The 25,571-nt window shown below is 62.1% G+C and carries 19 protein-coding genes; 10 read left to right on the plus strand and 9 right to left on the minus strand.

The genetic code is table 11. The annotated features are described in order from the left end of the window. Positions 1-130 precede the first annotated feature (130 nt). Complete coding sequence (locus D7S86_RS28025) at positions 131-349, minus strand: hypothetical protein (protein ID WP_121091424.1); 219 nt, start codon at positions 347-349, stop codon at positions 131-133. A gap of 457 nt (positions 350-806) precedes the next feature. Between D7S86_RS28025 and D7S86_RS28030 the strand changes: the two genes are divergently transcribed. Beyond that, positions 807-4,421: an indolepyruvate ferredoxin oxidoreductase family protein gene (locus D7S86_RS28030; RefSeq protein ID WP_121091425.1), complete on the plus strand. Its 3,615-nt coding sequence runs from the start codon at positions 807-809 to the stop codon at positions 4,419-4,421. Positions 4,422-4,467: 46 nt separating this feature from the next. On the opposite strand, the gene D7S86_RS28035 is transcribed toward D7S86_RS28030, so the two are convergent. Together D7S86_RS28035 and D7S86_RS28040 are read right to left on the minus strand one after the other, a co-directional pair. Next, positions 4,468-6,762: an NADP-dependent malic enzyme gene (locus D7S86_RS28035; protein ID WP_121091426.1), complete on the minus strand. Its 2,295-nt coding sequence runs from the start codon at positions 6,760-6,762 to the stop codon at positions 4,468-4,470. 235 nt (positions 6,763-6,997) lie between these two features. Beyond that, entirely contained in the window at positions 6,998-8,233 is a 1,236-nt protein-coding gene (locus D7S86_RS28040) for an MFS transporter (protein WP_121091427.1), read from the minus strand. Between the two features lie 229 nt (positions 8,234-8,462). On the opposite strand from D7S86_RS28040, the gene D7S86_RS28045 reads away from it, so the two are divergent. Both D7S86_RS28045 and argC read left to right on the plus strand, forming a co-directional pair. Next, positions 8,463-9,026 carry a YbhB/YbcL family Raf kinase inhibitor-like protein gene (locus D7S86_RS28045; protein ID WP_121091428.1) on the plus strand — a complete coding sequence of 188 codons (564 nt, stop codon included), beginning with the start codon at positions 8,463-8,465 and terminating at the stop codon, positions 9,024-9,026. A gap of 214 nt (positions 9,027-9,240) precedes the next feature. After that, positions 9,241-10,179: an N-acetyl-gamma-glutamyl-phosphate reductase gene (argC, locus tag D7S86_RS28050; protein ID WP_121091429.1), complete on the plus strand. Its 939-nt coding sequence runs from the start codon at positions 9,241-9,243 to the stop codon at positions 10,177-10,179. Positions 10,180-10,406: 227 nt separating this feature from the next. Here the strand turns inward: argC and D7S86_RS28055 are convergent, their stop codons facing one another. Beyond that, complete coding sequence (locus D7S86_RS28055) at positions 10,407-10,736, minus strand: hypothetical protein (protein ID WP_147432514.1); 330 nt, start codon at positions 10,734-10,736, stop codon at positions 10,407-10,409. A gap of 297 nt (positions 10,737-11,033) precedes the next feature. On the opposite strand from D7S86_RS28055, the gene D7S86_RS28060 reads away from it, so the two are divergent. Together D7S86_RS28060 and D7S86_RS28065 are read left to right on the plus strand one after the other, a co-directional pair. Next, on the plus strand, positions 11,034-12,314 hold the full coding sequence (locus D7S86_RS28060; protein ID WP_121091431.1) for a DUF2957 domain-containing protein: 1,281 nt from the start codon (positions 11,034-11,036) through the stop codon (positions 12,312-12,314). 84 nt (positions 12,315-12,398) lie between these two features. After that, entirely contained in the window at positions 12,399-13,241 is an 843-nt protein-coding gene (locus D7S86_RS28065) for an OmpW/AlkL family protein (RefSeq protein ID WP_121091432.1), read from the plus strand. A gap of 99 nt (positions 13,242-13,340) precedes the next feature. Here D7S86_RS28065 and yidC read toward each other — a convergent pair whose 3' ends face one another. The 4 genes from yidC to rpmH are packed head-to-tail and all read right to left on the minus strand — an operon-like array spanning position 13,341 to position 15,912. Beyond that, on the minus strand, positions 13,341-15,005 hold the full coding sequence (yidC, locus tag D7S86_RS28070; RefSeq protein ID WP_121091433.1) for a membrane protein insertase YidC: 1,665 nt from the start codon (positions 15,003-15,005) through the stop codon (positions 13,341-13,343). A 9-nt stretch (positions 15,006-15,014) separates the two neighbouring features. Next, entirely contained in the window at positions 15,015-15,284 is a 270-nt protein-coding gene (yidD, locus tag D7S86_RS28075; protein ID WP_121091434.1) for a membrane protein insertion efficiency factor YidD, read from the minus strand. A 5-nt stretch (positions 15,285-15,289) separates the two neighbouring features. Continuing rightward, positions 15,290-15,775, minus strand: coding sequence for a ribonuclease P protein component (locus D7S86_RS28080; protein ID WP_121091435.1), 486 nt, complete (start codon positions 15,773-15,775; stop codon positions 15,290-15,292). A gap of 2 nt (positions 15,776-15,777) precedes the next feature. Then, positions 15,778-15,912, minus strand: coding sequence for a 50S ribosomal protein L34 (gene rpmH / locus D7S86_RS28085; protein WP_121091436.1), 135 nt, complete (start codon positions 15,910-15,912; stop codon positions 15,778-15,780). 895 nt (positions 15,913-16,807) lie between these two features. On the opposite strand from rpmH, the gene dnaA reads away from it, so the two are divergent. The 3 genes from dnaA (at position 16,808) to gyrB (ending at position 22,291) form a co-directional block, all read left to right on the plus strand. Beyond that, a complete protein-coding gene (gene dnaA / locus D7S86_RS28095) occupies positions 16,808-18,376 on the plus strand; it encodes a chromosomal replication initiator protein DnaA (protein WP_121091438.1) in 1,569 nt (522 codons plus the stop codon). 215 nt (positions 18,377-18,591) lie between these two features. After that, on the plus strand, positions 18,592-19,695 hold the full coding sequence (dnaN, locus tag D7S86_RS28100) for a DNA polymerase III subunit beta (RefSeq protein ID WP_121091439.1): 1,104 nt from the start codon (positions 18,592-18,594) through the stop codon (positions 19,693-19,695). A 124-nt stretch (positions 19,696-19,819) separates the two neighbouring features. Beyond that, positions 19,820-22,291, plus strand: a complete 2,472-nt coding sequence (gyrB, locus tag D7S86_RS28105) for a DNA topoisomerase (ATP-hydrolyzing) subunit B (protein WP_121091440.1) — start codon at positions 19,820-19,822, stop codon at positions 22,289-22,291. 220 nt (positions 22,292-22,511) lie between these two features. Here the strand turns inward: gyrB and D7S86_RS28110 are convergent, their stop codons facing one another. Next, the gene (locus tag D7S86_RS28110) at positions 22,512-22,961 is read right to left on the minus strand and encodes a DUF4007 family protein (RefSeq protein WP_121091441.1); all 450 of its coding nucleotides are present in this window, start codon (positions 22,959-22,961) and stop codon (positions 22,512-22,514) included. Between the two features lie 256 nt (positions 22,962-23,217). Here D7S86_RS28110 and D7S86_RS28115 point away from each other — a divergent pair, with 256 nt between their 5' ends. Next, positions 23,218-23,514 (plus strand): hypothetical protein, encoded by a 297-nt coding sequence (locus tag D7S86_RS28115; RefSeq protein ID WP_121091442.1) that lies wholly within the window; start codon positions 23,218-23,220, stop codon positions 23,512-23,514. Positions 23,515-23,539: 25 nt separating this feature from the next. Further along, positions 23,540-25,567: a hypothetical protein gene (locus tag D7S86_RS28120; RefSeq protein WP_121091443.1), complete on the plus strand. Its 2,028-nt coding sequence runs from the start codon at positions 23,540-23,542 to the stop codon at positions 25,565-25,567. The last annotated feature ends 4 nt before the right edge of the window (positions 25,568-25,571 follow it).

Below are 25,571 nucleotides of genomic sequence, written 5' to 3' on the forward strand. Positions count from 1 at the left end.
TCAAGCTCAAACTAAAAGGCCTGAGTCCGGTGCAATACCGAACTCAGGCCTTGGCCGCCTAACATTTTACTGTCCAATTTCTTGGGGTCAGTTCATTTGCGACGGCCTTTTTTATTTGGCGCCGCGCAAATCAATCATCGACGTCGCGGCGCGAGCGATACGAGGTCGAGACATCGAACAGGTGTCCGGGCATCCACGTGCGCGCCAATGCGGGCTCGTCGACCCGCTGGACGGACTCGCGCGTCGATCCCGTCTGACGCACCGCGAGACTCGCGACGACGGGGGCGGCTTCGAGCGCGAGAAACGCGGCCGAAGCAATCAGAAACGTGCGGATAGAAGTCTGGCTCATGTGGCTCCTCTTTCTAGTCAGGGATCTCGCGCTCGGCGCGGCCTCGTCAAACAGGCAGGGATCCCTGGGGGTTAGATCGTTGAGTCGACGGACGTGAAGGATGCCAAGCCCGATCCGATGTGCAGACTGCTTTTACAGGGGGTTACAAACAAGGCGGCAACGTTACTTCGTTTTGCCGAAATGCGGGTTTAATCCCGCACCGCAACGTGTTATCACGCGCGGGCCTTCTCATTTCATTCGGATTTCAGCACCTTTCTTTCGAAAGCCAACACGCCATACGGACGTGCCGATCACACCCCGCAGTCCGCTGAAAACCTAGGGATGCTCCCAGCCAACAGCTCGCAATCCGCGGTGCTACCATCGATTCGCAAACCCCCATTCACTCCGCCGCGCGCGCCCACAAGGCCCACCCGGCGGCCAGTATTGCGAAACCCTATCCGGGTGAGGAGCGAATCCTATGAATGCCCCACTGGACCCCCAAGCGCGCGCCCGTTTCGAAGCCGCGCTGGCGTCGGTCACGCTCGACGACAAGTACGTACTCGAACACGGTCGCGTGTACATGAGCGGCATTCAGGCGCTCGTGCGGCTGCCGATGCTCCAGCAAGAGCGCGATCGCGCGGCCGGACTTCATACCGCCGGATTCATCTCGGGCTATCGCGGCTCGCCGCTCGGCGGACTCGATCTTTCGCTCGCGAAAGCGCGCACCCATCTCGCCGCGCATCAGATCGTCTTCCAACCCGGCGTCAACGAAGATCTCGCCGCGACCGCCGTCTGGGGCAGTCAGCAAGTCAATCTCTATCCGAGCGCGAAGTACGACGGCGTCTTCGGCATGTGGTACGGCAAGGGCCCCGGCGTCGATCGCTCGATCGACGTGCTCAAACATGCGAATTCGGCCGGTTCCTCGCGCCACGGCGGCGTACTCGTGCTGGCGGGCGACGACCATGCGGCGAAGTCGTCAACGCTTGCGCATCAGTCCGAGCACGTGCTCAAGGCGAGCGGCATCCCGGTCCTGTTCCCCGCGAACGTCCAGGAATATCTCGACTACGGCCTCCACGGCTGGGCCATGAGCCGTTATTCGGGCCTTTGGGTGTCGATGAAATGCGTGACGGACATCGTCGAATCGTCGGCGTCGGTCGAACTCGATCCGAGCCGTCCGCGCATCGTGTTGCCCGACGACTTCGCGATGCCCGACGGCGGCCTCAATATCCGCTGGCCCGATCCGCCGCTCGTGCAGGAAGCCCGGTTGCTCGACTACAAGCTCTACGCCGCGCTCGCCTACGTCCGCGCGAACAAGCTCGACCGGATCGAAATCGACGCCCCGAACGCGCGCTTCGGCATTCTGACCGCGGGCAAGGCCTATCTCGACGTGCGTCAGGCCCTTGCCGATCTCGGGCTCGACGACGCAACCTGCCGGCAAATCGGCATCCGGCTCTACAAGGTCGGCTGCGTCTGGCCGCTCGAAGCACAGGGCGCCCATGCGTTTGCCAAGGGGCTCGACGAGATTCTCGTCGTCGAGGAAAAACGGCAAAACCTCGAATACGCGATCAAGGAAGAGCTCTACAACTGGCCCGATTCGCAACGCCCGCGCGTCTTCGGCAAGTTCGACGAGAAAGACGGCGCGGGCGGCGAATGGTCGGTGCCGATGGGCAACTGGCTGCTTCCCGCGCATTACGAACTCTCGCCGGCGATCATCGCGAAAGCCATCGCGACACGGCTCGACAAATTCGCGCTGCCCGCCGACGTGCGCGCCCGCATCGCGGCGCGCGTCGCGGTCATCGATGCGAAGGAGCGCGCGCTCGCCAAGCCGCGTATCGCGACCGAACGCAAACCGTGGTTCTGCTCGGGCTGCCCGCACAACACCTCGACGAACGTGCCCGAAGGCTCGCGCGCGATGGCCGGCATCGGCTGTCACTACATGACGCTCTGGATGGATCGCAACACGAGCACCTTCAGCCAGATGGGCGGCGAAGGCGTCGCGTGGGTCGGCCAGGCCCCGTTCACGCACGACACGCACGTATTCGCGAATCTCGGCGACGGCACGTATTTCCACTCGGGGCTGCTCGCGATCCGCGCGGCGATCGCGTCCAAGGCCAATATCACCTACAAGATTCTCTATAACGACGCCGTCGCGATGACGGGCGGCCAGGCGGTCGACGGCGCGCTCTCCGTGCCGCAGATCACGTTCCAGCTCGCGGCCGAAGGCGCGTCGCGGATCGTCGTCGTGACCGACGACACGTCGAAGTACGCCGGCGCGATCCAGCTCGCGCCCGGCACGACCGTCCACGCGCGCGAATCGCTCGACGTCGTGCAGCGCGAACTCCGCGAGATCGCCGGTACGACGATCCTGATCTACGACCAGACCTGCGCGACCGAAAAGCGCCGCCGCCGCAAGCGCGGCACGATGGTCGACCCCGCCAAACGCGTGCTGATCAACGAAGCCGTCTGCGAAGGCTGCGGCGACTGTTCGGTCAAATCGAACTGCCTGTCGGTCGAGCCCGTCGAAACGGAATTCGGCACCAAGCGCCAGATCAACCAATCGACGTGCAACAAGGACTTCTCGTGCGTCAACGGGTTCTGCCCGAGCTTCGTGACGGTCGAAGGCGGTCAACTCAGGAAACCCAAAATCGGCGAGGCGTCGGCTGACGGGCTCGCGGCGCTGCCCGAGCCCGATCTGCCCTCGATCGAAGGCGCCTACGGCGTGCTCGTGACGGGCGTCGGCGGCACGGGCGTCGTCACGATCGGCGCGCTGATCGGCATGGCCTCGCATCTCGAACACAAGGGCGTCACGGTGCTCGACGTCACGGGACTCGCCCAGAAAGGCGGCGCGGTCATGAGCCACGTGCAGATCGGCAACCATCCCGATGATCTGCACGCGACACGCATCGCGATGGGCGAAGCGAACCTCGTGATCGGGTGCGACGCGATCGTCACCGCGTCGGATGAAGCGCTCTCACGCATGCAGCGCGATCGCACGCGCGTCGTCGTCAACAGCGCGCAAACACCGACGGCCGAATTCATCCGCAATCCGAACTGGCGCTTCCCGGGCGCGAGCGCCGAGAACGACATCCGCGCGGCGGCCGGGGATGTCGTCGAGTTCGTGGATTTCGTCGATGCGAACCGCCTGAGCGTCGCGCTGCTCGGCGATGCGATCTACACCAATCCGTTTGTGCTCGGCTATGCGTGGCAGCGCGGCTGGCTCCCGCTGCGTCATGCGTCGCTGATGCGCGCGATCGAACTCAACGACGTCTCGATCGACAAGAACAAGGCGGCATTCGAATGGGGACGGCGCGCGGCCCACGATCTCGCCGACGTCCGCCGGATCATCGCGTCGCTCCCGACCGGGCAGACGCGGACGGCGGGCACGGGCAACGTCATCGCACTCCATACGCCGAAGGCGCTCGACGCGATGATCGCGACGCGCGTGGCGCATCTGACGGCGTACCAGAACGCCGCCTATGCGCGCCGGTATCAGCGCGTCGTCGACAAGGTCCGCGCCGCCGAGCAAGCGCTCGCCGATGTGTTCACGTCCGACTTGCCGTTGACCGAGGCGGTCGCGCGCAATCTGCACAAGCTCATGGCCTACAAGGACGAGTACGAGGTCGCGCGCCTCTACGCGGATCCCGCCTTCGCCGAACGCGTGCAGGCGACGTTCGAAGGCCGCGTCAAGCTCACCTTCCATCTCGCGCCGCCGCTGCTCGCCCGACGCGATGCGCAAGGACGCATGCTCAAGCGCGAATACGGATCGTGGGTGCTGCCCGCGTTCCGGTTGCTCGCCAAGCTCAAGTTTCTGCGCGGCACGCCGTTCGATCCGATCGGCCATACCGCCGAACGCCGGACCGAACGTCGGCTCGTCGTCGAATACGAAGCGCTCGTCGACGAGTTGATTGCGGGACTTCGGATCGAAAAACGCGCGCTCGCCGTCGAACTCGCGCAATTGCCGGACGGCATACGCGGTTACGGGCATATCAAGGACGGCACGCTCGAAGCGATACGCGTGCGGTGGGCGGCGCTGCTCGCGCAATGGCGCGCGCCGTCGGGAACGACGGGCGCGCATATCGGCCAGGTTGCCTAGCCGACCGGATCGTGGGCGCCGCGCGCGGCGCCCACGATGCCCGCCATTACGATGCGGCCGGCTGCGCCGTCTGACGCGACGCGACGTTGGCCGCCGCGATCGCCGTCATATTGATGATCCGCCGCACCGTCGCCGCAGGCGTCAGGATATGCACCGGATGCGCGGCGCCGAGCAGCAGCGGGCCCACGGTCACGCCTTCGCCGCCGATCATCTTGAGCAGGTTGTACGTGATGTTCGCGGCCTCGACGTTCGGCATGATCAGCAGGTTCGCCTCGCCGCTGAGCGTCGAACCCGGGAACGCGGCCTTGCGCACGACTTCGGACAGCGCCGCGTCGCCGTGCATCTCGCCATCGACTTCGAGTTCGGGGGCGAGCGTGCCGATCAGCTTGCGCGCCTCGGCCATGCGACGCGACGATTCGCTCGGCACGCTGCCGAAGTTCGAATGCGAGAGCAGCGCGATCTTCGGCGCGATGCCGAACTTCTCGATCTCGCGCGCGGCAAGAATCGCCATCTCGGCGAGCTGGGTCGCGCTCGGCACTTCGTTCACGTACGTGTCGCAGACGAACAGATTGCGTCCCGGCAGCATCAACAGATTCATCGCCGCGAAGTTCGATACGTCGGGCTGCTTGCCGAGCACCTGCTCGACGAACTTCAGATGACTGTGATACGTGTCGATCATGCCGCAGATCATGCCGTCGGCATCGCCGAGCCGAACCAGCAGCGCGCCGATCAAGGTATTGAACTTGCGCACCGCGGCCTTCGCGACCTCGGGCGACACGCCTTCGCGCGCGCCGATCACGTGGTACTCGTGCCAGTACGACTGGAAGCGCGGATCATCCTCGGGATCGACGATCTCGAAGTCCTTGCCGGCCTGCAGCTTCGAACCCTGCTTCTTGAGACGCATCGCGACGACCGACGGACGTCCGATGATGATCGGCCGCGCGATCTTTTCGTTGAGCACGAATTGCGCGGCGCGCAGCACGCGTTCATCCTCGCCCTCGGCGAATACGATGCGTGCGAGCTTGGCCTTCGCGGCGAGAAACACGGGGCGCATGACCATGCCGGTCCGATACACGGTGCCCGCGAGATGCTCGCGATACGCGTCGAGGTCCTTGATCGGACGCGTCGCCACGCCAGAATCCATCGCAGCCTGCGCGACGGCCGGCGCGATCTTGATGATCAGACGCGGATCGAACGGCTTCGGGATCAGATACTCGGGACCGAATTCGAGCACCTGGCCTTCATAGGCCTTCGCGACTTCGTCGCCCTGGTCGGCTTCCTCGGCAAGTTCGGCGATCGCCTTCACGCACGCGAGCTTCATTTCCTCGGTGATCGTCGTCGCGCCGACGTCGAGCGCGCCGCGGAAGATGAACGGGAAGCACAGGACGTTGTTGACCTGGTTCGGATAGTCCGAGCGCCCCGTCGCGATGACGACGTCGGGCCGCACGGCCTTCGCGTCCTCGGGACGAATCTCGGGTTCCGGATTCGCGAGCGCGAGAATCAGCGGCTTGTCGGCCATCGACTTGACCATCTCGGGCTTGAGCACGCCCGCCGCCGAACAACCGAGGAACACGTCCGAGCCGTCGACCGCATCGGCGAGCGTGCGCGCCTGCGTCTTGACCGCATACCGCGCCTTGCTCGGATCGAGTCCTTCGCGGCCTTCGAAGATCACGCCCTTCGAGTCGATCACGAGCGTCTTCTCGCGATCGAGCCCGAGATGCACGAGCAGATCGAGACACGCGATCGCCGCGGCGCCCGCGCCCGAACACACGAGCCGCACGTCGCCGATCTGCTTGCCGACGACCTTGAGCCCGTTGAGGATCGCGGCCGAAGCGATGATCGCGGTACCGTGCTGGTCGTCGTGGAACACCGGGATCTTCATGCGCTCGCGCAGCTTCTTCTCGATGTAGAAGCACTCGGGCGCCTTGATGTCCTCGAGATTGATGCCGCCGAGCGTCGGTTCGAGCATCGCGATCGCATCGACGAGCTTGTCGGGATCCGATTCGGCGAGCTCGATATCGAACACATCGATGCCCGCGAACTTCTTGAACAGGCAGCCCTTGCCTTCCATGACCGGCTTCGCGGCAAGCGGCCCGATATTGCCGAGCCCGAGCACCGCGGTGCCGTTCGTCACGACGCCGACGAGATTCCCGCGCGACGTATAGAGATCGGCGGCCTGCGGATCGGCATAGATCGCATCGCACGCGGCCGCGACGCCCGGCGAGTACGCGAGCGACAGATCGAGACTGTTCGACAGCGGCTTGGTCGGCGTGACCGAGATCTTCCCGGGACGCGGAAACTGGTGATAGGCCAGCGCGGCTTGTTTGAGTTGCTCATCCATGACGGGGTGCTCTTCAGAATGTTGGGAGACGGAACACCGTGTCGCGCGCGGACACGGAACGCAGGACGAGCGTCCCGCGCGCACAGACACGTGGCGTTCCAGGAACGATTTTTTGGGGGAGTCAGTGTAACGCCCCGATACGGGCGATGACGATATTAAGTAGCGGAAATAGCGCTACCATCGTGCGCCGCAGGTGTGCGATCAGGACGCGTCGAACGATGTCGCAACGCAGCATTCAATCGAGCGCGGCGCCTCGACGTTCAGGGATCAACACGAGCGTCGCGATCATGTCGACGACGTAGAGAATCGCGAGCATGGCGATCGCCCATGCGAATCCGTAGCGGGCGGCGAGCACGCCCGTGACGAGCGGTCCGAATCCGCCAATTGCGCGACCGACATTGAACAACACGTTCTGCGCGGTCGCGCGCGCATGGGTCGGGTAGCACTCGGAGATCAGCGCACCGTATCCGCCGAGCATGCCGTTGACGAACAGCCCCATGATCGCGCCGCCCACGAGCAAGCCGAGCGGCGACGACAGATTCGCGTAGACGACGACCATGACGACCGCGCCGAGCTGGTACGCGATGAACGCGGGCTTGCGCCCGATGCGGTCGGCAAGCGCGCCGAACAGACCGATGCCCGCGGCCATGCCGAGCACGGTGACCGCGGTCCAGAGCCCCGAGCGCGTGAGCGAATAGCCGAACGCATGCGTCAGATAGCTCGGCATCCAGATCATGACGCCGTAGTAGCCGAAGTTTTGCACCGCGCAAAGGATCGCGATGCCGAGGCTCGTGCGCGTCGCGGCCGCGCTCGAAAACAGTTCGGCGATCGGCATCGCGCGACGCGGCTCGCGCGTGCGCTCCACGAACATCGCGGGCTCGGACAAGCGCTTGCGCATCCAGAACGAGGCAAGCGCGGGCGTCACGCCGACGATGAACATGCCGCGCCATCCGATGACGGGCAGCGCCCACGGCGTCACGAGCGCCGCCGCGAGCACGCCGGCTTGCCAGCCGAGTCCGACATACGACGAGGCGCGCGCGCGATGGCTCGCGGGCCAGCTCTCCGCGACGAGCGTCATGCCGATGCCGAATTCGCCGCCGAGACCGATCCCGGCGATCGTCCGGTACGCGAGCAGGTCCGTGTAGCCGCGCGCAAACGCGCACAGGCCCGTGAAGATCGCGAACACGAGAATCGACACGCTGAGCATGCGCACGCGTCCGACGTAATCGGACAGCACGCCGAACACGACGCCCCCGATGACCGCGCCGATCAAGGTCCATGTCACGAGCGCGCCGCCTTGCGCGGCGCTCAGGTGCAAATCGGCCGAAATCGCGGGCAGCATAAAGCCGAGGATCAGCAAATCGAACCCGTCGAGCGCGTAGCCCGTCACGGAAGCGATCAGCGCGCGGCGCGCCGTGTGTTGCGGACTCGCGTGAGCGGAAGCAGGCGTTCGAACGTCGTACGAGGTCATGGGTTTGATCGAATGCGAATGCAAATGCGCAAGGAAAACGCCGGCGGAAGCGCGAAGCGTCGCAGGCACGCATACCATTGCGAGCGCGACCGCGCGGGCCGATCCGGGCGAGCCCCGAGTGTAGCGGCTTCGGAAAGCGGACAAAAAGCCCTTGGATGGAGAGGCGCGGGTAAGATCGAGTCGGCCGAGACATCGATTCGCGATTCGGATAGCCACGAGGAGTCATGGGATGCTGCGCAGCCGAGACTTGCCCGCCGTGGGCGCGATGCTTTGCGCGATGTTCGCGTTCTGCGGAACCGCGCGCGCGAACGGTGATTTCGCGCTGACCTCACCCGATCTGCCCGTCGGGGCGACGATGCCGGCCGTTCACGTGCTGGCGGCCAACGGGTGCACCGGCGGCAATCAGTCGCCCGCGCTCGCCTGGCGCAATCCGCCCGCGGGCACGGCCGGCTACGCGGTCTCCGTGTTCGACCCCGACGCGCCCGGCCGCGGCTTCTGGCATTGGTCCGTGTTCGGCATCCCGGCGGACGTCCACGCGCTGCCGCAAAACGCGAGCGCATCGGGCATTCTCAAGTCGATCGGCGCGATCCAGGCGCAAAACGATTACGGCGACGACGGCTACGGCGGCCCGTGCCCGCCGCCCGGACGCGCACATCGCTACGTGATCTCGGTCCATGCGCTGCGCGATATCCGGACGTCGCTTCAGGACGGCCGGCCCGCGGCGGTCTTCGCGCACGAAATCGACGCGCTCGAGATCGGCAAGGCATCGCTGACGGTGACTTACGGCCGATAGTCGATAGTCGATGGTCGGCCGCCGATCGTCGATCATCGTGCGCGCTGCGAACGCGCCATCCCTGCGCCATCCTTTGATGTGCCGTCCGCGCAGCCCGTGGCGGTCGCGGCCCGGCGCGTGATGCGCACCCGCGACGTGTTGCACGGCATGACGCGTCAACGTCACGCGAGATACGTACAATGTCGGTTTTCCGCTTAACGCAGTCGAGCACGCAATGACCACGAAAGTATTTGTCGACGGACAGGAAGGCACGACCGGCCTTCGCATCTTCGAATATCTCGCCAACCGCGACGACGTCGAGGTCCTGCGCATCGACGAGGCGCAGCGCAAGGATGTCGCCGCGCGCCGCGCGCTCATCAACGCGTCGGACGTGACGTTCCTCTGTCTGCCCGACGTCGCGTCGCGCGAGTCGGCGTCGCTCGTCGACAATCCGAAGACATGCGTGATCGACGCGAGCACGGCGTTCCGCATCGACGATCATTGGGCCTACGGCCTGCCCGAACTCAGCAAGGCGCAACGTGAGCGCCTGCGCACGGCGAAGCGCATCGCGGTGCCCGGCTGCCACGCATCGGCATTCATTCTCGCGGCGCAGCCGCTCGTCGCGGCAGGCATCGTGCCGGCCGACACGCCGCTCGCGGCGTACTCGCTCACGGGCTACAGCGGCGGCGGCAAGAAGATGATCGCCGAGTACGAAGCCGGGGCCGAGAAGCTTACGAGCCCGCGCGCCTATGCGCTCGGACTTCAACACAAGCACCTGCCCGAGATGAAAGTGCGCAGCGGCCTCACGATCGCGCCGACGTTCACGCCGATCGTCGCGAACTTCTACAAGGGCCTCGCCGTCACGACCTATCTGCATCCGTCGCAACTGCCGGGCAAGATCACGCCCGCGCGCGTGCGCGACACCCTCGCGGAATACTACGCGGGCGAGGCGTTCATCCACGTTGCCCCGCTCGACGACGCGCACAACCTCGACGAAGGGTTCTTCGACGTGCAGGCCTGCAACGATACGAACCGGGTCGACCTGTTCGTGTTCGGCAATGAGGAGCGCATCGTCACGGTCGCGCGTCTCGACAATCTCGGCAAGGGTGCGTCGGGCGCGGCGATTCAGTGCATGAACCTGCATATCGGCGCCGACGAAGGTAAGGGTCTTTGATTCGATCCGATGCATGCGTGACACGCCGCTCGGCGGCGTGTCACGCGTTCGCGTCGGTCTTCACGCATGATTCCAGTCGCACGCCGGCTTATTCTCGTCGTCTTCTGCTGTAAAGTCCCGCTGCTTTCCCCGATCGCCTATTGAAACGACGACGTTTCAATAGTTTTACTTGCCCCCGCCCGCGCTTCAGATCATCGAATTCGAGCTTTACTCTCGAACGCATTCATTTAACCCATTTCGCCCATTTCACTCCAAGCGAATACGCCAGACTGAATGATTCGCGCGGCGATGTTTTCGCATTTCCGATTTAAAAACTCAATACATTCGATTCGCGACCGTGCGCCATCATATTCGGCGATGCTGACTTCTGCCCGCGCGACCGCCTCAGCGATCGAATGCAGAGATGCCGACATCGGTTTCACGGCCGCGCGGCAAGACGACAGACCGGCCGATGCGCCGATCACCGGACCCGATGAATCGCACGTCTCTTTCGCCGCGCCGTCCACCCTATTTCTCCCCGCGCGGCATTCGCCAAATTCAAACAACGAATCAAACACGAGTTTCGAACGCTCGATAATACAAACCGCATCCGCGTTTCAATTCCCCGCACTACCTCGCATTTTCCAAGCGCTCCGCCGACGCCTCTGTTGTTTCATACGCCGTTTTAAATGTTTTAGTCGGTTGACACTCAATGACCGCAAAAGGCTGAATGGCATGGCGAAAAATATGAAACAGATGTTTTCGCATCCGCAGCAAATAGCGACAAACGGAATCGGACACGACGGCGCGCCATGCGCCACGTCGGCCGAACGATAAGAGCCGGCACGGCCGGCGATAACGTCAGGGAGGCAATCATGCAATGGCGAAGCATTCTGCTCGCGGCGACGGCGGGCGCGTGTCTTGTTCTCGCGGGCTGTGGCGGAGGGGGCAGCGGCGGAAGCGGATCCGGTGACTCGGCCGCATCGAACGCGAGCACGGGCGGATCGACGCAGGCGAATGCGTTGTGCCCGTCATCGCTCGATTATTCGACGGTCTACACGGGCGGTTCGGGCGCGGGCGAACTCGTGACGGTCCAGCTCGATACGACCGCGATGACGTGGAAGGTCACTTTCCTCAAGTCGCCGATTCCCGCCCAAACCGGCACGGCGACTCCGACGCGCGACACGGCACCCTACAACGTCGTGACCGGCACCCTCTCGCGCGTGACCACGCTGCCGACGGCGAAGCTCAATGCCTGCGCGTACACGCTCAACGGCGCCAGCCTCGACGCGAGCCAGCCCGCGCGGATCTTCGTCGGCAACGGTGTCGCGGGCGGCGCGATTCCGGGCGCGACGCTCTCGTACACGAGTCCGGTCGGCACCGGCTCGATCTCGCCGAAGACCTTCCCGTACTACCCGTTCCTCGGCTTCTCGACGCTCGATACGAATCTCGCGAACGTCGCGTCGACGTTCAACGAACTCGGCATCCATACGGTGCCGACGCAGAGCTACACGTCGGTCGCGGTCGACGCGCAGTACACGATCAGCGCGTCGGGCACCTACTCCGAATGCACGACGGGCTCGACCTGCAAGACGGGCACCGGCGCGTTCACGCTCGACAGCGCGTCGGGCACGTTCTGGGCCGCCGACTATATCGACGAAGTCTCGCCGACCAATCCGGCCAACGCACCGCAAGGCACCGGCATCCTGATCGTCGGGAAATTGCGCGGACAGGATGTGCCCGTGCTCGTGCGCGTCGGCGCGGCGAACCCGCTGACCTTCGTCGTCGACGACGAATCCGGCATCGCGGTGCTCGGGACGCAGACGACGATCGCCTCGGGCTCGCAGGACGGCGAGTACATCGCCGTCGACGCGAATCTCCAGTATCGAAGCGTGCTGCTCGTCGGCGCGCAGATGTCGCTGCTCGATCCGTTCGACGCGTCGAACGCGTCGCTCGCCTCGACGTACGACCTCGACTACACGCAGTCGACACCGGGCGTCGTCGGCGTCACGCCGGTGTCCGGAGGCTCGGGCGAGACCGGCAAGACGATCTTCAACGGCGGCGTCATCGCCTATCTCGACACCGCGAGCGCGACCGCGCCGTATTTCACGGCCGGCGCCTTTGTCGAGAGTCCATCGGGCAGCCCGAATCCCTGAGCGGCGCCCGCACGACACCCGACACCCGATCCCATTCGATCCGCGGGCACGCCGACACACGGCGGCCCGCTCCAGGAGAACGTCATGAACACGTCCCGGCTTGCGCGGGTCATGCTGTGTATCGCCTTTGCCTTGGGCGCGACGCGCCACGCATCCGCGCAGAGCGCGGGGGCCAACGTCGTCGCACTGGGCTGGTTTCACGTGCAGACGCTCGATTCGAGCTCGAATCAAACGACGAGCGTACCGCCCGCGCCGATCTATTCGGTGCTCGGGCTGCCGACCTCGTTCACGTCGCCCGGCACCTCGCAAACGGTCAGTAACGCCGATACCGTGGGCCTGACGATCACGCACTTTCTGACCGACAACATCGCGATCACGACCGTCGCCGGCGTGCCGCCGACCTTCAAGGTCTATGGCCAGGGCATTCTTCAGGCGCCGGGCCCCGCGGGCGCGCTCGGCAATGTGAACCTCGGTTCGGCCGCGAACAATCCGCTCGTGACGTCGGTGCGCGAGTGGAGTCCGGCCTTGCTGTTCCAGTACTACCTGTTCGACGCGAATGCGCGGTTTCGGCCGTTTGTCGGGCTGGGCGTCTCGTACAACTGGTTCAGCAGCATTCAGCTGAACCCGAATTTCCAGACCGATTTGAACCAGCAACTCGGCGCCACGCTCGCCGCAGGATCAGGTCATCCGACGCCGACGTCGGTCAGCGCGCAGTCGACGCCGTCGTGGCAACCCGTGTTCAACGCGGGGCTCACGTATCACATCGACGATCGATGGTCGGTGATCGGATCGGTCTCGTTCATCCCGCTGAAGACCGATACGGTCATCACGGTCAAAGCGGCCGACGGGGCCACGCTGTCGCAGAGCCGCAGCACACTCAAGGTCAATCCGGTCATCTCGTTCCTCGCGCTCGCGTATACGTTCTAGCCGCGATCGCTCCAGCCGCCACACGTTCCAGCCGCCATGAAAAAAGGCCCGGTCTCGCGACCGGGCCTTCATCGATGCGTACCGCTTGCGCGATGCGGCTTATTGCTTCGGCGGCGTCGGCGCCGCGAGCTTCTTCGTCTTGCCCTTGCCCATCATGCGCGTGATGTAGTACTGCTGCGCGATCGAGAGTACGTTGTTCACGACGTAATAGAGCACGAGACCCGCCGGGAAGAAGAAGAACATGACCGAGAACGCGATCGGCATGAACATCATCATCTTGGCCTGGACGGGATCCGGCGGCGTCGGGTTCAGGCGCGTCTGGATAAACATCGAGCCGGCCATCAGGAGCGGCAGGATAAAGAACGGATCCTGCTGCGAGAGATCGTGAATCCAGCCGATCCACGGCGCGCCGCGCATTTCGACCGACGACAGCAACACCCAGTACAGCGAGATGAACACCGGAATCTGAATCACGACCGGCAGACAGCCGCCGAGCGGATTGACCTTCTCGGTCTTGTAGAGCTCCATGAGCGCCGCGTTCATCTTCTGCGGATCGCCCTTGAAACGCTCACGCAGCGCCTGCATGCGCGGCGTGATTTCCTTCATCTTCGCCATCGAGCGGTAGCTCGCGGCGGACAGCGGGAAGAACACCGCCTTGATCAGCAGCGTCAGCGCGATGATCGACCAGCCCCAGTTGCCGATCACGCCGTGAATCTTTTCGAGCAGCCAGAACAGCGGGCGCGCGATGATCGTGACCCAGCCGTAGTCCTTGACGAGATCGAGACCCGGCGCCACCGCGGCGAGCATCTTCTCTTCCTCGGGACCCGCGAACAGCTTCGAATCGATATCGACCGACTGGCCCGGCGCGATGGTTCCGAGCGGCACCTTGGCGCCGACGCGATAGAGCGTCGGGTCAAACTTCTCGACGTAGTAGGTGCGGTCCTTGCCCTGCGGCGGAATCCATGCGGTCGCGAAGTAGTGCTGGATCATCGCGACCCAGCCGTTGTCGGCCTGCGTCGCGAACTCCGCCTTGTTCTTGTCGATATCGCTGAACGTGATCTTCTGGAAGTGATGCTGGTCCGTGTAGACCGCCGGTCCGATGAACGTATGCGAGAAACGCGGCGTTTCGACGGGCTGCGAATCGCGTACGAGTTCGAGATAGAGCGACGGATTCGCGGGCGCCGTGCCCGCGTTGACGATCTGCTGGTTCACGCCGATCACATAGCTGCCGCGCGTGAATGTGTAGGTCTTCACGAGCTTCAGGCCGCCCTTCTCTGGCGACTCGAAACGCACGGTCAGCGTGTCCTGGCCGTCGGCGAGCGTCGTCGGGCCCGGCACGAGCGTGAAGACGTCGGTGTGGTTCGGGAAATCGCCGCCCACGAGGCCCGTGCGCGCGAGGTACTTGTGCGTGGCCGTGTCGTCGAACAGCGTCACGTACGTGTCGGGCTGCTTCGCGTCGCCTTCCTTGAGCAGTTGCAGACGCTCGAGCGTGCCGCCTTGCGTGCTGATGCGCGCGTCGAACATGTCCGTCTTGACGTCGACGAGCTGCGCTTGCGCGGCAGGCGCGCCTGATTGCACGGCGGGAGCGCCCGCGGGCGTCGACGCGACATCATTCGCGCCCTGCGCGCCGCTCGCCGCCGGGTGCGGGAGCGACTGGCTCGGCACGAACATCGACGGATGGCCCGTATGCACTTGCCAGTTGTTGTACAACAGGACGAGCGCCCCAACGAAAATGACCCACAGAACGGATCGTTTGATATCCATGCTTTTGTCTCAATGCCGAGGCTGATTCAGCGCCGAATGTTGGTCGGTGTGTGCCGAGGGTTGGCTCGGCGGAGGCACCAGATCGATGCCGCCGGCGGAAAACGGATGGCAGCGACAGATGCGCCGCGCGGCGAGGTAAGTGCCGCGCGCGGCGCCATGATACTGGATCGCCTCGCGCGCATAGTCGGAACAGGAAGGATAGAAGCGACAGCGCTGGCCAAGCATCGGACTGATCGCGAGCTTGTAGAAGCGCAGCAGCGCCAGCAGCACGGTTCGCATGATGCTCAGCGCCTCGTGCCGTCGTGGCCCGGCTCGCCCGGGCGGCCGTCGGACGCCATGCCCGCGGCGGACGCCGTGGACGGGCTCGAACGACGGCGGATCGTGCGAATCGCGTTATCGATCAGCGAGACGATTTCCTCGCGGCACATCGCGCGCAACGGCGGCGACGAGGCGCTAGGCATCGCCTTCCGGTCGAAACGAGAATGTAGCCGAAGCAGCATGTCCCACCCTTCGAGCTCCGCGCGCCTCACGCGAAAGGTTTCGCGTGCGATACGGCGGATCAGGTTGCGCGTTGCCGCGCGCGGCGCGAATTTGCGCCCGGTGACGAGCCCGAGCCGAGCCGGACCGTCGGTCTGGCGCGCATAGAGCACGAAGTGCGCGCTGCGCGCCCAGGGCCGCAAACGAAAAACGGATGAAAACTCATCCGTTTTGAGCAGCCGAGCGGATTTGGGAAAACCCTCGTCGCGCGCGATCAAAGTTCCGCGCGGCAGCGTTAGATGGCCAGGCGCTTGCGGCCCTTGGCGCGGCGAGCGTTGATGACCTTGCGGCCGCCGGCCGTTGCCATACGCACGCGGAAGCCGTGGGTACGCTTGCGACGCGTGACGGAAGGTTGGTAAGTACGTTTCATGGTTGTTCTCTCAGTAAGTGCCGCGCTTTGCTAATGGGGATGCACGGCCCATGAGGTGGTTGGTGCAGTGGCTTTCGCGGGAACCCGTTATTTAAGCCGTTTTCCTCTGGGCCGTCAATAGCTTAGGCAGCGACTCGCGCAATACGGCGGCCGAAATAGGGCCCGGCGTGGCGCCCAATGGCCCAGCGGGGGCGTGCGGGACGGCTTCTCCAGCGTCGGGACGCGACATCGGACGGGGCCGCATCCGTCACCCGCCCGGCTGCCTCTGCCTCTGCCTCTGCCTCTGCCTCTGCCTCTGCCTCTGCCTCTGCCTCTGCCTCTGCCTCTGCCTCTGCCTCTGCCTCTGCCTCTGCCTCCGTCCCTGCCCCAACCTCGGCCTCGACGTCGCCCGCCGTGGGGCGTCGGCCACGTCGATCTCGGCAGCGGACGCCGCGGGGCTCACGGATCATCCGCCCGGCTTGGCGTCGATTCCGTGACCGCATCGGCCGACGCCGCGCCGCGGCGTAGCCTTGTGTGTTCACCCGGTCCAGCCTTGTCGGCCGTGCGGGCGGATCGCGCCGCAGCCGGACCGGCCTACTCAAGTAAGTTGCACGGCGGGCGGCGGATCGCGAGCGTGCGCCGCGATCCGCCGCCGCACAAAGGCCTCGACGCGGATGCCCGCGTCCGCGTGATCCGACCCTGTGGATAACTTGTCCACCGGGCCGGATTTTGGCGTTAGAATCGCGCTCATCCTGAACGACCAATCCGCACGTCGGCGTTGTCTTATCCACAACACCGAGGCCGCCGCATCGCCGCTCGAATCGTGGTGCGGCGGGCGCTGCGCGAGTTCGCCGTGGGCACTGAGACCCCGCCGCACCGGAACTTTTCCGGACCGGCATACAACAAGACCGCATCAATGAATGAATTCTGGGAACACTGTTCGACGCTGCTCGAACGTGAGCTGACGCCACAACAGTTTCAAACGTGGATCAAGCCGCTCGCGCCCGTTGCATTCGACTCGGATGCGAACACGCTGTCGATCGCCGCGCCGAATCGGTTCAAGCTCGACTGGGTCAAGAGCCAGTTCTCGGGACGCATCAGCGATCTTGCCCGCGATTTCTGGAAGACATCGGTCGACGTCCAGTTCGTGCTCGATCCGAAGGCCGGGCAGCGTCAGGCCGGCTTCACCGCGGGCGGCGCGGCGTCGCACACGGGTAGCGCGCCTGTATTGAAGGGCGCGACCGGCACCGTCACGCTCGCGCCGGCCGCACCCGCCTCCGGCGTGCCCGCGAGTGTCGCGCAAGCCAATGCCGCGATCGCCGAAGCCGCAGCCGCGACGGTGGCGATGCTGGGCGACGCCGATTCCGATCTGCCGAGCGTCGACGCGAGCGAAGCGGCGGCGGCGCGCCGGACCTGGCGTCCGGCGGCCACGTCGTCCAACGGCGAAAGCACGTCGACCTACGAGCGCTCGAAGCTGAACCCCGTGTTGACGTTCGAGAACTTCGTGACCGGTAAGGCCAATCAGCTCGCGCGCGCGGCCGCGATCCAGGTCGCCGACAACCCGGGCGTCTCGTACAACCCGCTGTTTCTCTATGGCGGCGTGGGCCTCGGCAAGACCCACCTGATCCACGCGATCGGCAACCAGTTGCTCGTCGACAAGGCCGGCGCGCGGATCCGCTATATCCACGCCGAGCAATACGTGTCGGACGTCGTCAAGGCGTACCAGCGCAAGGCCTTCGACGAATTCAAGCGTTATTACCATTCGCTCGACCTGCTGCTGATCGACGATATCCAGTTCTTCTCGGGCAAGTCGCGCACGCAGGAAGAGTTCTTCTATGCGTTCGAGGCGCTCGTCGCGAACAAGGCGCAGGTCATCATCACGAGCGACACCTATCCGAAAGAAATCAGCGGGATCGACGACCGGCTGATCTCGCGCTTCGATTCGGGTCTGACGGTCGCGATCGAACCGCCCGAACTCGAAATGCGCGTCGCGATTCTCATGCGCAAGGCGCAGTCGGAGGGCGTGCAGGTGTCGGAGGACGTCGCGTTCTTCGTCGCGAAGCATCTGCGCTCGAACGTGCGCGAGCTCGAAGGCGCCTTGCGCAAGATCCTCGCGTATTCGAAGTTCCACGGCCGCGACATCACGATCGAGCTCACGCGCGAGGCGCTCAAGGATTTGCTGACCGTCCAGAACCGCCAGATTTCGGTCGAAAACATTCAGAAGACCGTGGCGGACTTCTACAACATCAAGGTCGCCGACATGTATTCGAAGAAGCGCCCCGCGAATATCGCGCGGCCGCGGCAGATCGCGATGTATCTCGCGAAGGAGCTCACGCAGAAGAGCCTGCCCGAGATCGGCGACCTGTTCGGCGGGCGCGATCATACGACGGTGCTCCACGCGGTGCGCAAGATCGCCGAGGAGCGCAGCAAGGACGCCCAGCTCAACCACGAACTGCACGTGCTCGAGCAGACCCTCAAGGGCTGACGTCCGGCCCCGGGAAGCGGCGCATGCCGGGCGCCCGGCGAGGGGCTGAAAACGCTTGCGGAGCAAGCCTCCGAACGAATCCTGACCGGCTCGGCCCCAAATTTGCTGGGCCAGCCGTTTTTTAGGGCAAAATACAGGATTAGTGTGGCCGGCGCGCGGCAATTTTTGCTGCAGCGCCGCACAGAGCGAACGAGCGTCTAAATCAAAGGATCTCTATGCAATTGGTCAAGACCGAACGAGACAATCTCTTGGGGCCACTGCAGACCGTCAGCGGCATCGTCGAGCGCCGACACACGCTGCCGATTCTTGCGAACCTGCTGATCACGAAAGCGGGTGCGGACGTTTCGTTCCTATCGACCGATCTCGAATTACAGATCACCACGCGAGCCGGGTTCGGCATCGGTAACGACCAGGCGTCGACGACGGTTGCGGCGCGCAAGCTGCTCGACATCCTGCGCGCGATGCCCGACGGAGAAGTGAGCCTCACATTGTCGGACAAGCGTCTGACCGTCCAATCGGGCAAGAGCCGCTTCGCGCTGCAGACGCTGGCGGCCGACGAGTTTCCGACGGTCGCGCAGGCGAAGGACTATGGCGCGGTGCTCGACTTGCCGCAGAAGCGCTTCCGTCAGTTGCTCGGCATGGTCCACTTCGCGATGGCGCAGCAGGACATCCGCTATTACCTGAACGGCATGCTGCTCGTCGTGGACGGCAAGCAGCTGATGGCGGTCGCGACCGATGGGCATCGGCTCGCGTATGCGGCGACCGAGCTCGACGAGTCGTTCCAGCGTCAGGAAGTCATCGTGCCGCGCAAGACGATCCTCGAACTCCAGCGCTTGCTTGAAGACACCGACGATCCCTTGAAGATCGAGATCGCGGCGACGCAGGCGAAGTTCACGTTCGGCCGCGTCGAATTGGTGTCGAAGCTTGTCGAAGGCAAGTTCCCCGATTTCCAGCGCGTGATTCCGAAGGGTTACAAGAACGCCTTCACGATCGGCCGCGACGAGCTCCAGCGTTCGTTGCAGCGCGCGGCGATTCTGACCTCGGACAAGTTCAAGGGCGTGCGTTGCCTGATCGGTCCGGGTCAGATGAAGATCCTGTCGACGAATGCCGATCAGGAAGAGGCCCAGGAAGAACTCGAGATTGCCTATGACGGCGACTCGCTCGACATCGGTTTCAACGTGACCTATCTGCTCGACGCGCTCGCCAATCTGAAGGTCGAGACGCTGCAGATCTCGCTTGGTGATTCGACGGCGAGCGCGCTGATCACGATTCCTGACAATGACACATTCAAATATGTCGTCATGCCGATGCGCATCTGAGCGCGGAGTGCGAACTTTGAGTTGATTCGTCACAAGGGGCCCTGCGCCCCTTTGGCGTTTCTAAGCGATACCGGAAATGGCCCAAAAGGTCCGATCCGGCGCCTTGCAGAACCGGAAGATACCCATGAGCGAACAGCAATCCCAGAAAGCCGAAGGCAACTACGGCGCCTCGTCGATCCAGATTCTTGAGGGCCTCGAGGCCGTGCGCAAGCGGCCTGGCATGTATATCGGCGACACCTCCGACGGTACCGGTCTGCATCACCTTGTATTCGAAGTGCTCGACAATTCGATCGATGAAGCGCTCGCGGGTTATTGCGACGATATTCTCGTGACGATTCACGCCGACAACTCGATTTCCGTCGTCGACAACGGCCGCGGGATTCCGACCGGCATCAAGCTCGACGACAAGCATGATCCGAAGCGCAGCGCGGCCGAGATCGTGATGACCGAGTTGCACGCGGGCGGCAAGTTCGATCAGAACAGCTATAAGGTGTCGGGCGGTCTGCACGGCGTGGGCGTGTCGTGCGTGAACGCGTTGTCGTCGTGGTTGCGTCTGACCGTGCGTCGTGACGGCAAGAAGCATTTCATGGAATTCCATCGCGGCGTGCCGCAAAACCGCGTGATCGAGCAGGTTGACGGTGCGAGCGTGTCGCCGATCGCGATCATCGGCGATACCGAGCATCGTGGTACGGAAGTGCATTTCCTCGCGGACGTCGAGATCTTCGGCAATATCGAGTACCACTACGACATTCTCGCGAAGCGGATTCGCGAACTTTCGTTCCTCAACAATGGCGTGCGGATCCGGCTGCTCGATCAGCGCAGCGGCAAGGAAGACGATTTCGCGCTCGGCGGCGGCGTCAAGGGCTTTGTCGAGTACATCAACAAGAACAAGCAGGTCCTGCATCCGTCGACGTTCTATACGGACGGCGAGAAGGACAATGTGCGTGTTGAAGTTGCGATGCAGTGGAACGACAGCTTCAACGAGAACGTGCTGTGCTTCACGAACAATATTCCGCAGCGTGACGGCGGGACGCACTTGACGGGCTTGCGTGCGGCGATGACGCGCGTGATCAACAAGTACATCGAGACCGAGCAGATCGCGAAGAAGGCGAAGGTCGAGACGACCGGCGACGATATGCGTGAAGGCCTTGCGTGCGTGTTGTCGGTCAAGGTGCCCGAGCCGAAGTTCAGTTCGCAGACGAAGGACAAGCTCGTGTCGTCGGAAGTGCGTGCGCCGGTCGAGGAAGTCGTCGCGAAGGCGCTTGAGAGTTTCCTGCAGGAGAACCCGGCTGACGCGAAGATTATTTGCGGCAAGATCGTCGATGCGGCGCGCGCGCGCGATGCGGCGCGCAAAGCGCGCGAGATGACGCGACGCAAGGGCGTGCTCGACGGGATCGGCTTGCCGGGGAAGCTGGCGGATTGCCAGGAGAAGGATCCGGCGAAGTCGGAGATCTATCTGGTCGAGGGCGACTCGGCGGGCGGGTCGGCCAAGCAAGGCCGCGACCGCAAGTTCCAGGCGATTCTGCCGTTGCGCGGCAAGGTGCTTAACGTCGAGAAGGCGCGCTTTGACAAGCTGTTGTCGTCCGAGCAGATCGTGACGCTGATCACGGCGCTGGGCTGCGGGATTGGCAAGGACGATTACAACATCGAGAAGCTCCGGTATCACCGGATCATCATCATGACCGACGCGGACGTGGACGGCGCGCACATCCGCACGCTGTTGCTGACGTTCTTCTATCGTCAGATGCCGGAGATGGTCGAGCGCGGGTATATCTACATCGCTCAGCCGCCGCTGTACAAGATCAAGGCGGGTAAGGACGAACGGTATCTGAAGGATACGTTGGCGCTGAACCAGCATATGTTGAAGCTTGCGTTGCAGGGTTCGGAGCTGGTGCCGCAGGAAGGCGGCACGCCGATTTCGGGCGATGCGCTCGGTGAACTCGCGCGTGAGTATTTGCTGGCGAGCGCGGTGGTTGAGCGTGTGAGCCGGTTGGTGGATTCGGCGGCGCTTGAGGCGGTGATGGATGGTGTCGAGATCAATCTCGAGACGCAGGACAGCACGCAGCGCAGCGCGGCTGCGCTTGAAGCGGCTTTGCGCAACGATCCGATGAAGCCGGATGTGAGCGTCAAGGCGGCGTATGACGAGCATCGTGAACAGCGCTCGTTGCGGATCGAGCGGTATCGGCACGGCAATATCAAGGTCACCGAGATCGATGAAGAGTTTCAGTTGACGGCGGATTATCAGCAGCTCAAGAAGACGGCGGAGACGTTCCACGGTCTGATTCGCGAAGGTGCGGTCATCAAGCGCGGCGAGCGCAGCATGGCCGTGCGCGACTTCAAGAGTGCGATGAAGTGGCTGATCACCGATGCGGAACGCAATGTGACGAAGCAACGGTATAAGGGGCTTGGTGAGATGAACCCCGAGCAGTTGTGGGAAACGACGATGGATCCGAATGTGCGGACGTTGCTGCGCGTGCGGATCGAGGATGCGATTGCGGCCGATGCGATCTTTACGACGCTGATGGGCGATGAGGTTGAGCCGCGGCGGGCGTTTATTGAAAGTAATGCGTTGAGGGCGGGGAATATTGATGTTTGAGGGGGTGTGTAGCGGGAGTCATAAGTTGAGACTTTGAGAGACATCCGTTGAGACATTTATTGCCCGCTACATTTCGATAGCTCAAACATCGATAACTGACCAGGGTCGCACCACAGTAGTTACGGCCACTGTATAAAGGTGGCCGTCCTCTTTTGCGGGCTCTACACAAGACGCGAGCAGACTCGTCAGTCCGGCCTCTTCTGATTGTGGTGCTATGCGGTCATTTGTCTGCTCTCGAGTTAACTTTGTCGAATACGATTCCGGCAGCGACCTCATCCGCCTTTTCAAACCGAGCCATCGAGGCATCTCCGAACACAACGTTCCAAGCGGCGATGTTAGCGTTCGCGCAAATCCACCAATGTAGCAACCATAGTGATTCTGGTCTTTCGAGAAACGGGTCCCACCCGTTATCACCGAACAGTAAACGACCCGTTGGTCCTGGAACGTGACCTTTTGCATCCACCGGTGCTGTTTGAATCACACCAGTCGCCTCTCCCCAAAACTGCAGAGACCGAACCATATTTCGGCCGATACCTAATCGCTCGGTAGCTTCCGAATCGTTTCGTAGTATCTCGGACGACTCTTTGACGGCGTCGAAGAGTTTGCGTAGCCAGCCGTAGCGGCAAACAAACGATTCATGACCGGAAAATCGTTCTGCAGTGAATTCCATATGCTGTTTTCGAATGAAAGCATGGCGCGTGCGCCGCGCAAGAGCTTGTTTCCGCGCCTCCCCCTGACACCAGAGCTGTCGGCGCGGGAATCCGGGCGACATAGAAGCGGATAGTACGGACCTTCGTGACTACTAGGGGCGTTTGTGAACGGTAACGAGCTCGTTCGAACGATGGCAGTAGTACCTACGTGGGTACTTCGGTCCGGGCTGCGGATGGGATAGAGCAAAGGCGACGATTGAAAAGCACGAAGACGAAATGGAGCAATACGTTCATCTCGCAGGCGTTGGTCTTCAAGTGGAATTTATTGCTCACGAATTGGCTCGCATATCGCACAACGCATTGCAATTGTTAAATAGCGGTGATGAGCAAGAACTTGTGTCCATGAAGCGGGGTCTCGGGGCACAGCTGAAGACTCTCGACAAGAAGATTCGTACGCTCGACGCGTTGAGTATTCCCGGCAGGCATCGCAAAACAACCTGTGACATTCGTGAAATTATTTCAGCTTTCATGGACATGCACACTGCAAAAGCAATCATCACTCTTTCATTTTGAAGTTCGACACAAATAAAAAAGCAAAATGAACGTCGCGACACGCTTGAAGGCATTTACGAAAACGGTTGTCATCGTTGACGATAACTACAAAGACCCAAATCTCGACTCCATTGAGGATACTGAGTGGGCAGAACTTCGTGCGGTATCAACTGACGACTGGACATCGGTTGCGGGTCTTCAATTTCCCGGGATGACGTCTCCACGTGAGCTGAGAAAGAACAAGAACGACCTCGCGCGTGCTTGGGGACTCTACAAAAACGACACGGCTGAGTTTGCCGTACTCGACCCTATATTCGCGCATTTATTCAACCAATATCAAGCGGAACTCAAACAGTTGATTCCGTTGACTAATTTTCTTAAAAATGACGCACAACTTGAATTGCGCTGCCATCCAAATCTACAGGCAGCGTCCGACGATATTCGACGCTGCAAGTTGATATTTCTTGATTTTTTTATTGAACAAACCTCCCCGGATGACGTCATCGCGAATCTTAAAGAATTCGGTGACCTCTTAGAGAGAGATGTTCAGGAGCAGGGTAATGCTGAGGGGCGATTTGTCTACTTAATGTCATCAAATCTTCCGCTCGATAAGATGGAACAATTTCGACGGACCACAAAATTAAAATCAGCTTTCTTTCGATTTGTTCAAAAAAGAGATTTGAGCGCCGACTGGCTTCAACGCGACCTCGGCAGTAAGCTCGAGCTCTATAAAGATATGCGCGGTTTGAGCAAATATCTAGACACATTTCAAAGTCAAATTCGCAGGGCATCAGAGTCTATTCGCGATGAAATCAGTTCAATCGAGCTCCATGACCTCACGCTGCTTCATTCCCTCCGACTGGAGCAAGAATCCGAGGGCCTCGGAGAATATTTGAACTGGCTTTTCTCTGAGGCACTCGCCGCAAAAATTCGCGGTGAACTTGCCCTTCACTCAGCCGCTCGCGGCGTGAGCGATATTGAAGTTTTGCCGTTCAATGGCGACGTTCAACCCAACTCTGGCTTGTTGGACCTTTATGCGGATGTCACGTTTGCAACTCGCAATCGCGCCGAAAAAAATCCAGAACTGCGTTTCGGCGATGTGATTGCTGAACGCAGTGATACCGCACTCGCCTTTAACTACCCCCGACCTTTTGACCGACGGTCGAACACGATTAGAAAGTTCGGCGCAACGCGAAGACCGCTGCGCCGCCATCTGTCGACGAAAATACTCGCTCGTATTGACAGCGCCAATCACCTAGGCGAAAGGCTTGCAACGTCGAGCAATTATCGTCGTCGGGGGCGGAATCATTCCACTCGCTTCGCTCAAGACGGCCTTTTGCTTGTCATCTCACCGGCTTGCGATTTGCAACGCTGCAGTCCGGACTACCAAGTCATGCTTGTTAGAGGCGATATTGTCGTGCGGTCTCCAAATTTGAACGACCTTTTGACGGCTAAGGCGTTCGCAGGCGGCTTTCATCTGCTCAGGGAGAAGATTGGCAGAGACGTGACTTATTTGCTGGTTAAATGGGATTCGAGCCGCACGGTAATGATTTCTGCGCACGAACTATCAGACCGGTCGGCTTATTTCGTTCGAGGCCGACTTAACGAGCTACTTTGCCATGAAATGAAGGAAGCAGCGCTTCGTCATTTGGGAAGAGTGGGCGTACCGGTGGACCCTTCTTTTAGCGTTGCATTGGCGGGAAAAATAAAATTGAAGGTCGGTGCGAACTCGTCTCAGACGTTTGAAATTCCTGATACTTTTATCGCTGGCATTCGAGTCGAGGGAAACAAGAACAACTTGCATCGGTATGTATTGTCCCGTTCTCTCGGTGAATGGCTTCGCGGGGAGCTTGAGCAATTCAAAAACGATGACGGTGTTCTTTTACCGAAGCTACAAAAGATATTGCAATTTTTAGATGGTGTTTCTGTGGCGCAGTGCAGTTTCGACGACACAAAAAACGGAGTAATGGTCGCCGAAAATTCATTAAAAATTCGGTTTGTTAAGCGAATTGACGAAGAAACCACATTCAAAATGGAAAATGAGCTGCTCCTGTATCCGCGCAAGTCAGCTTGACTCC

Origin of the sequence: Pararobbsia silviterrae, from assembly GCF_003628125.1 — a bacterium.
Lineage (GTDB): Bacteria > Pseudomonadota > Gammaproteobacteria > Burkholderiales > Burkholderiaceae > Pararobbsia > Pararobbsia silviterrae.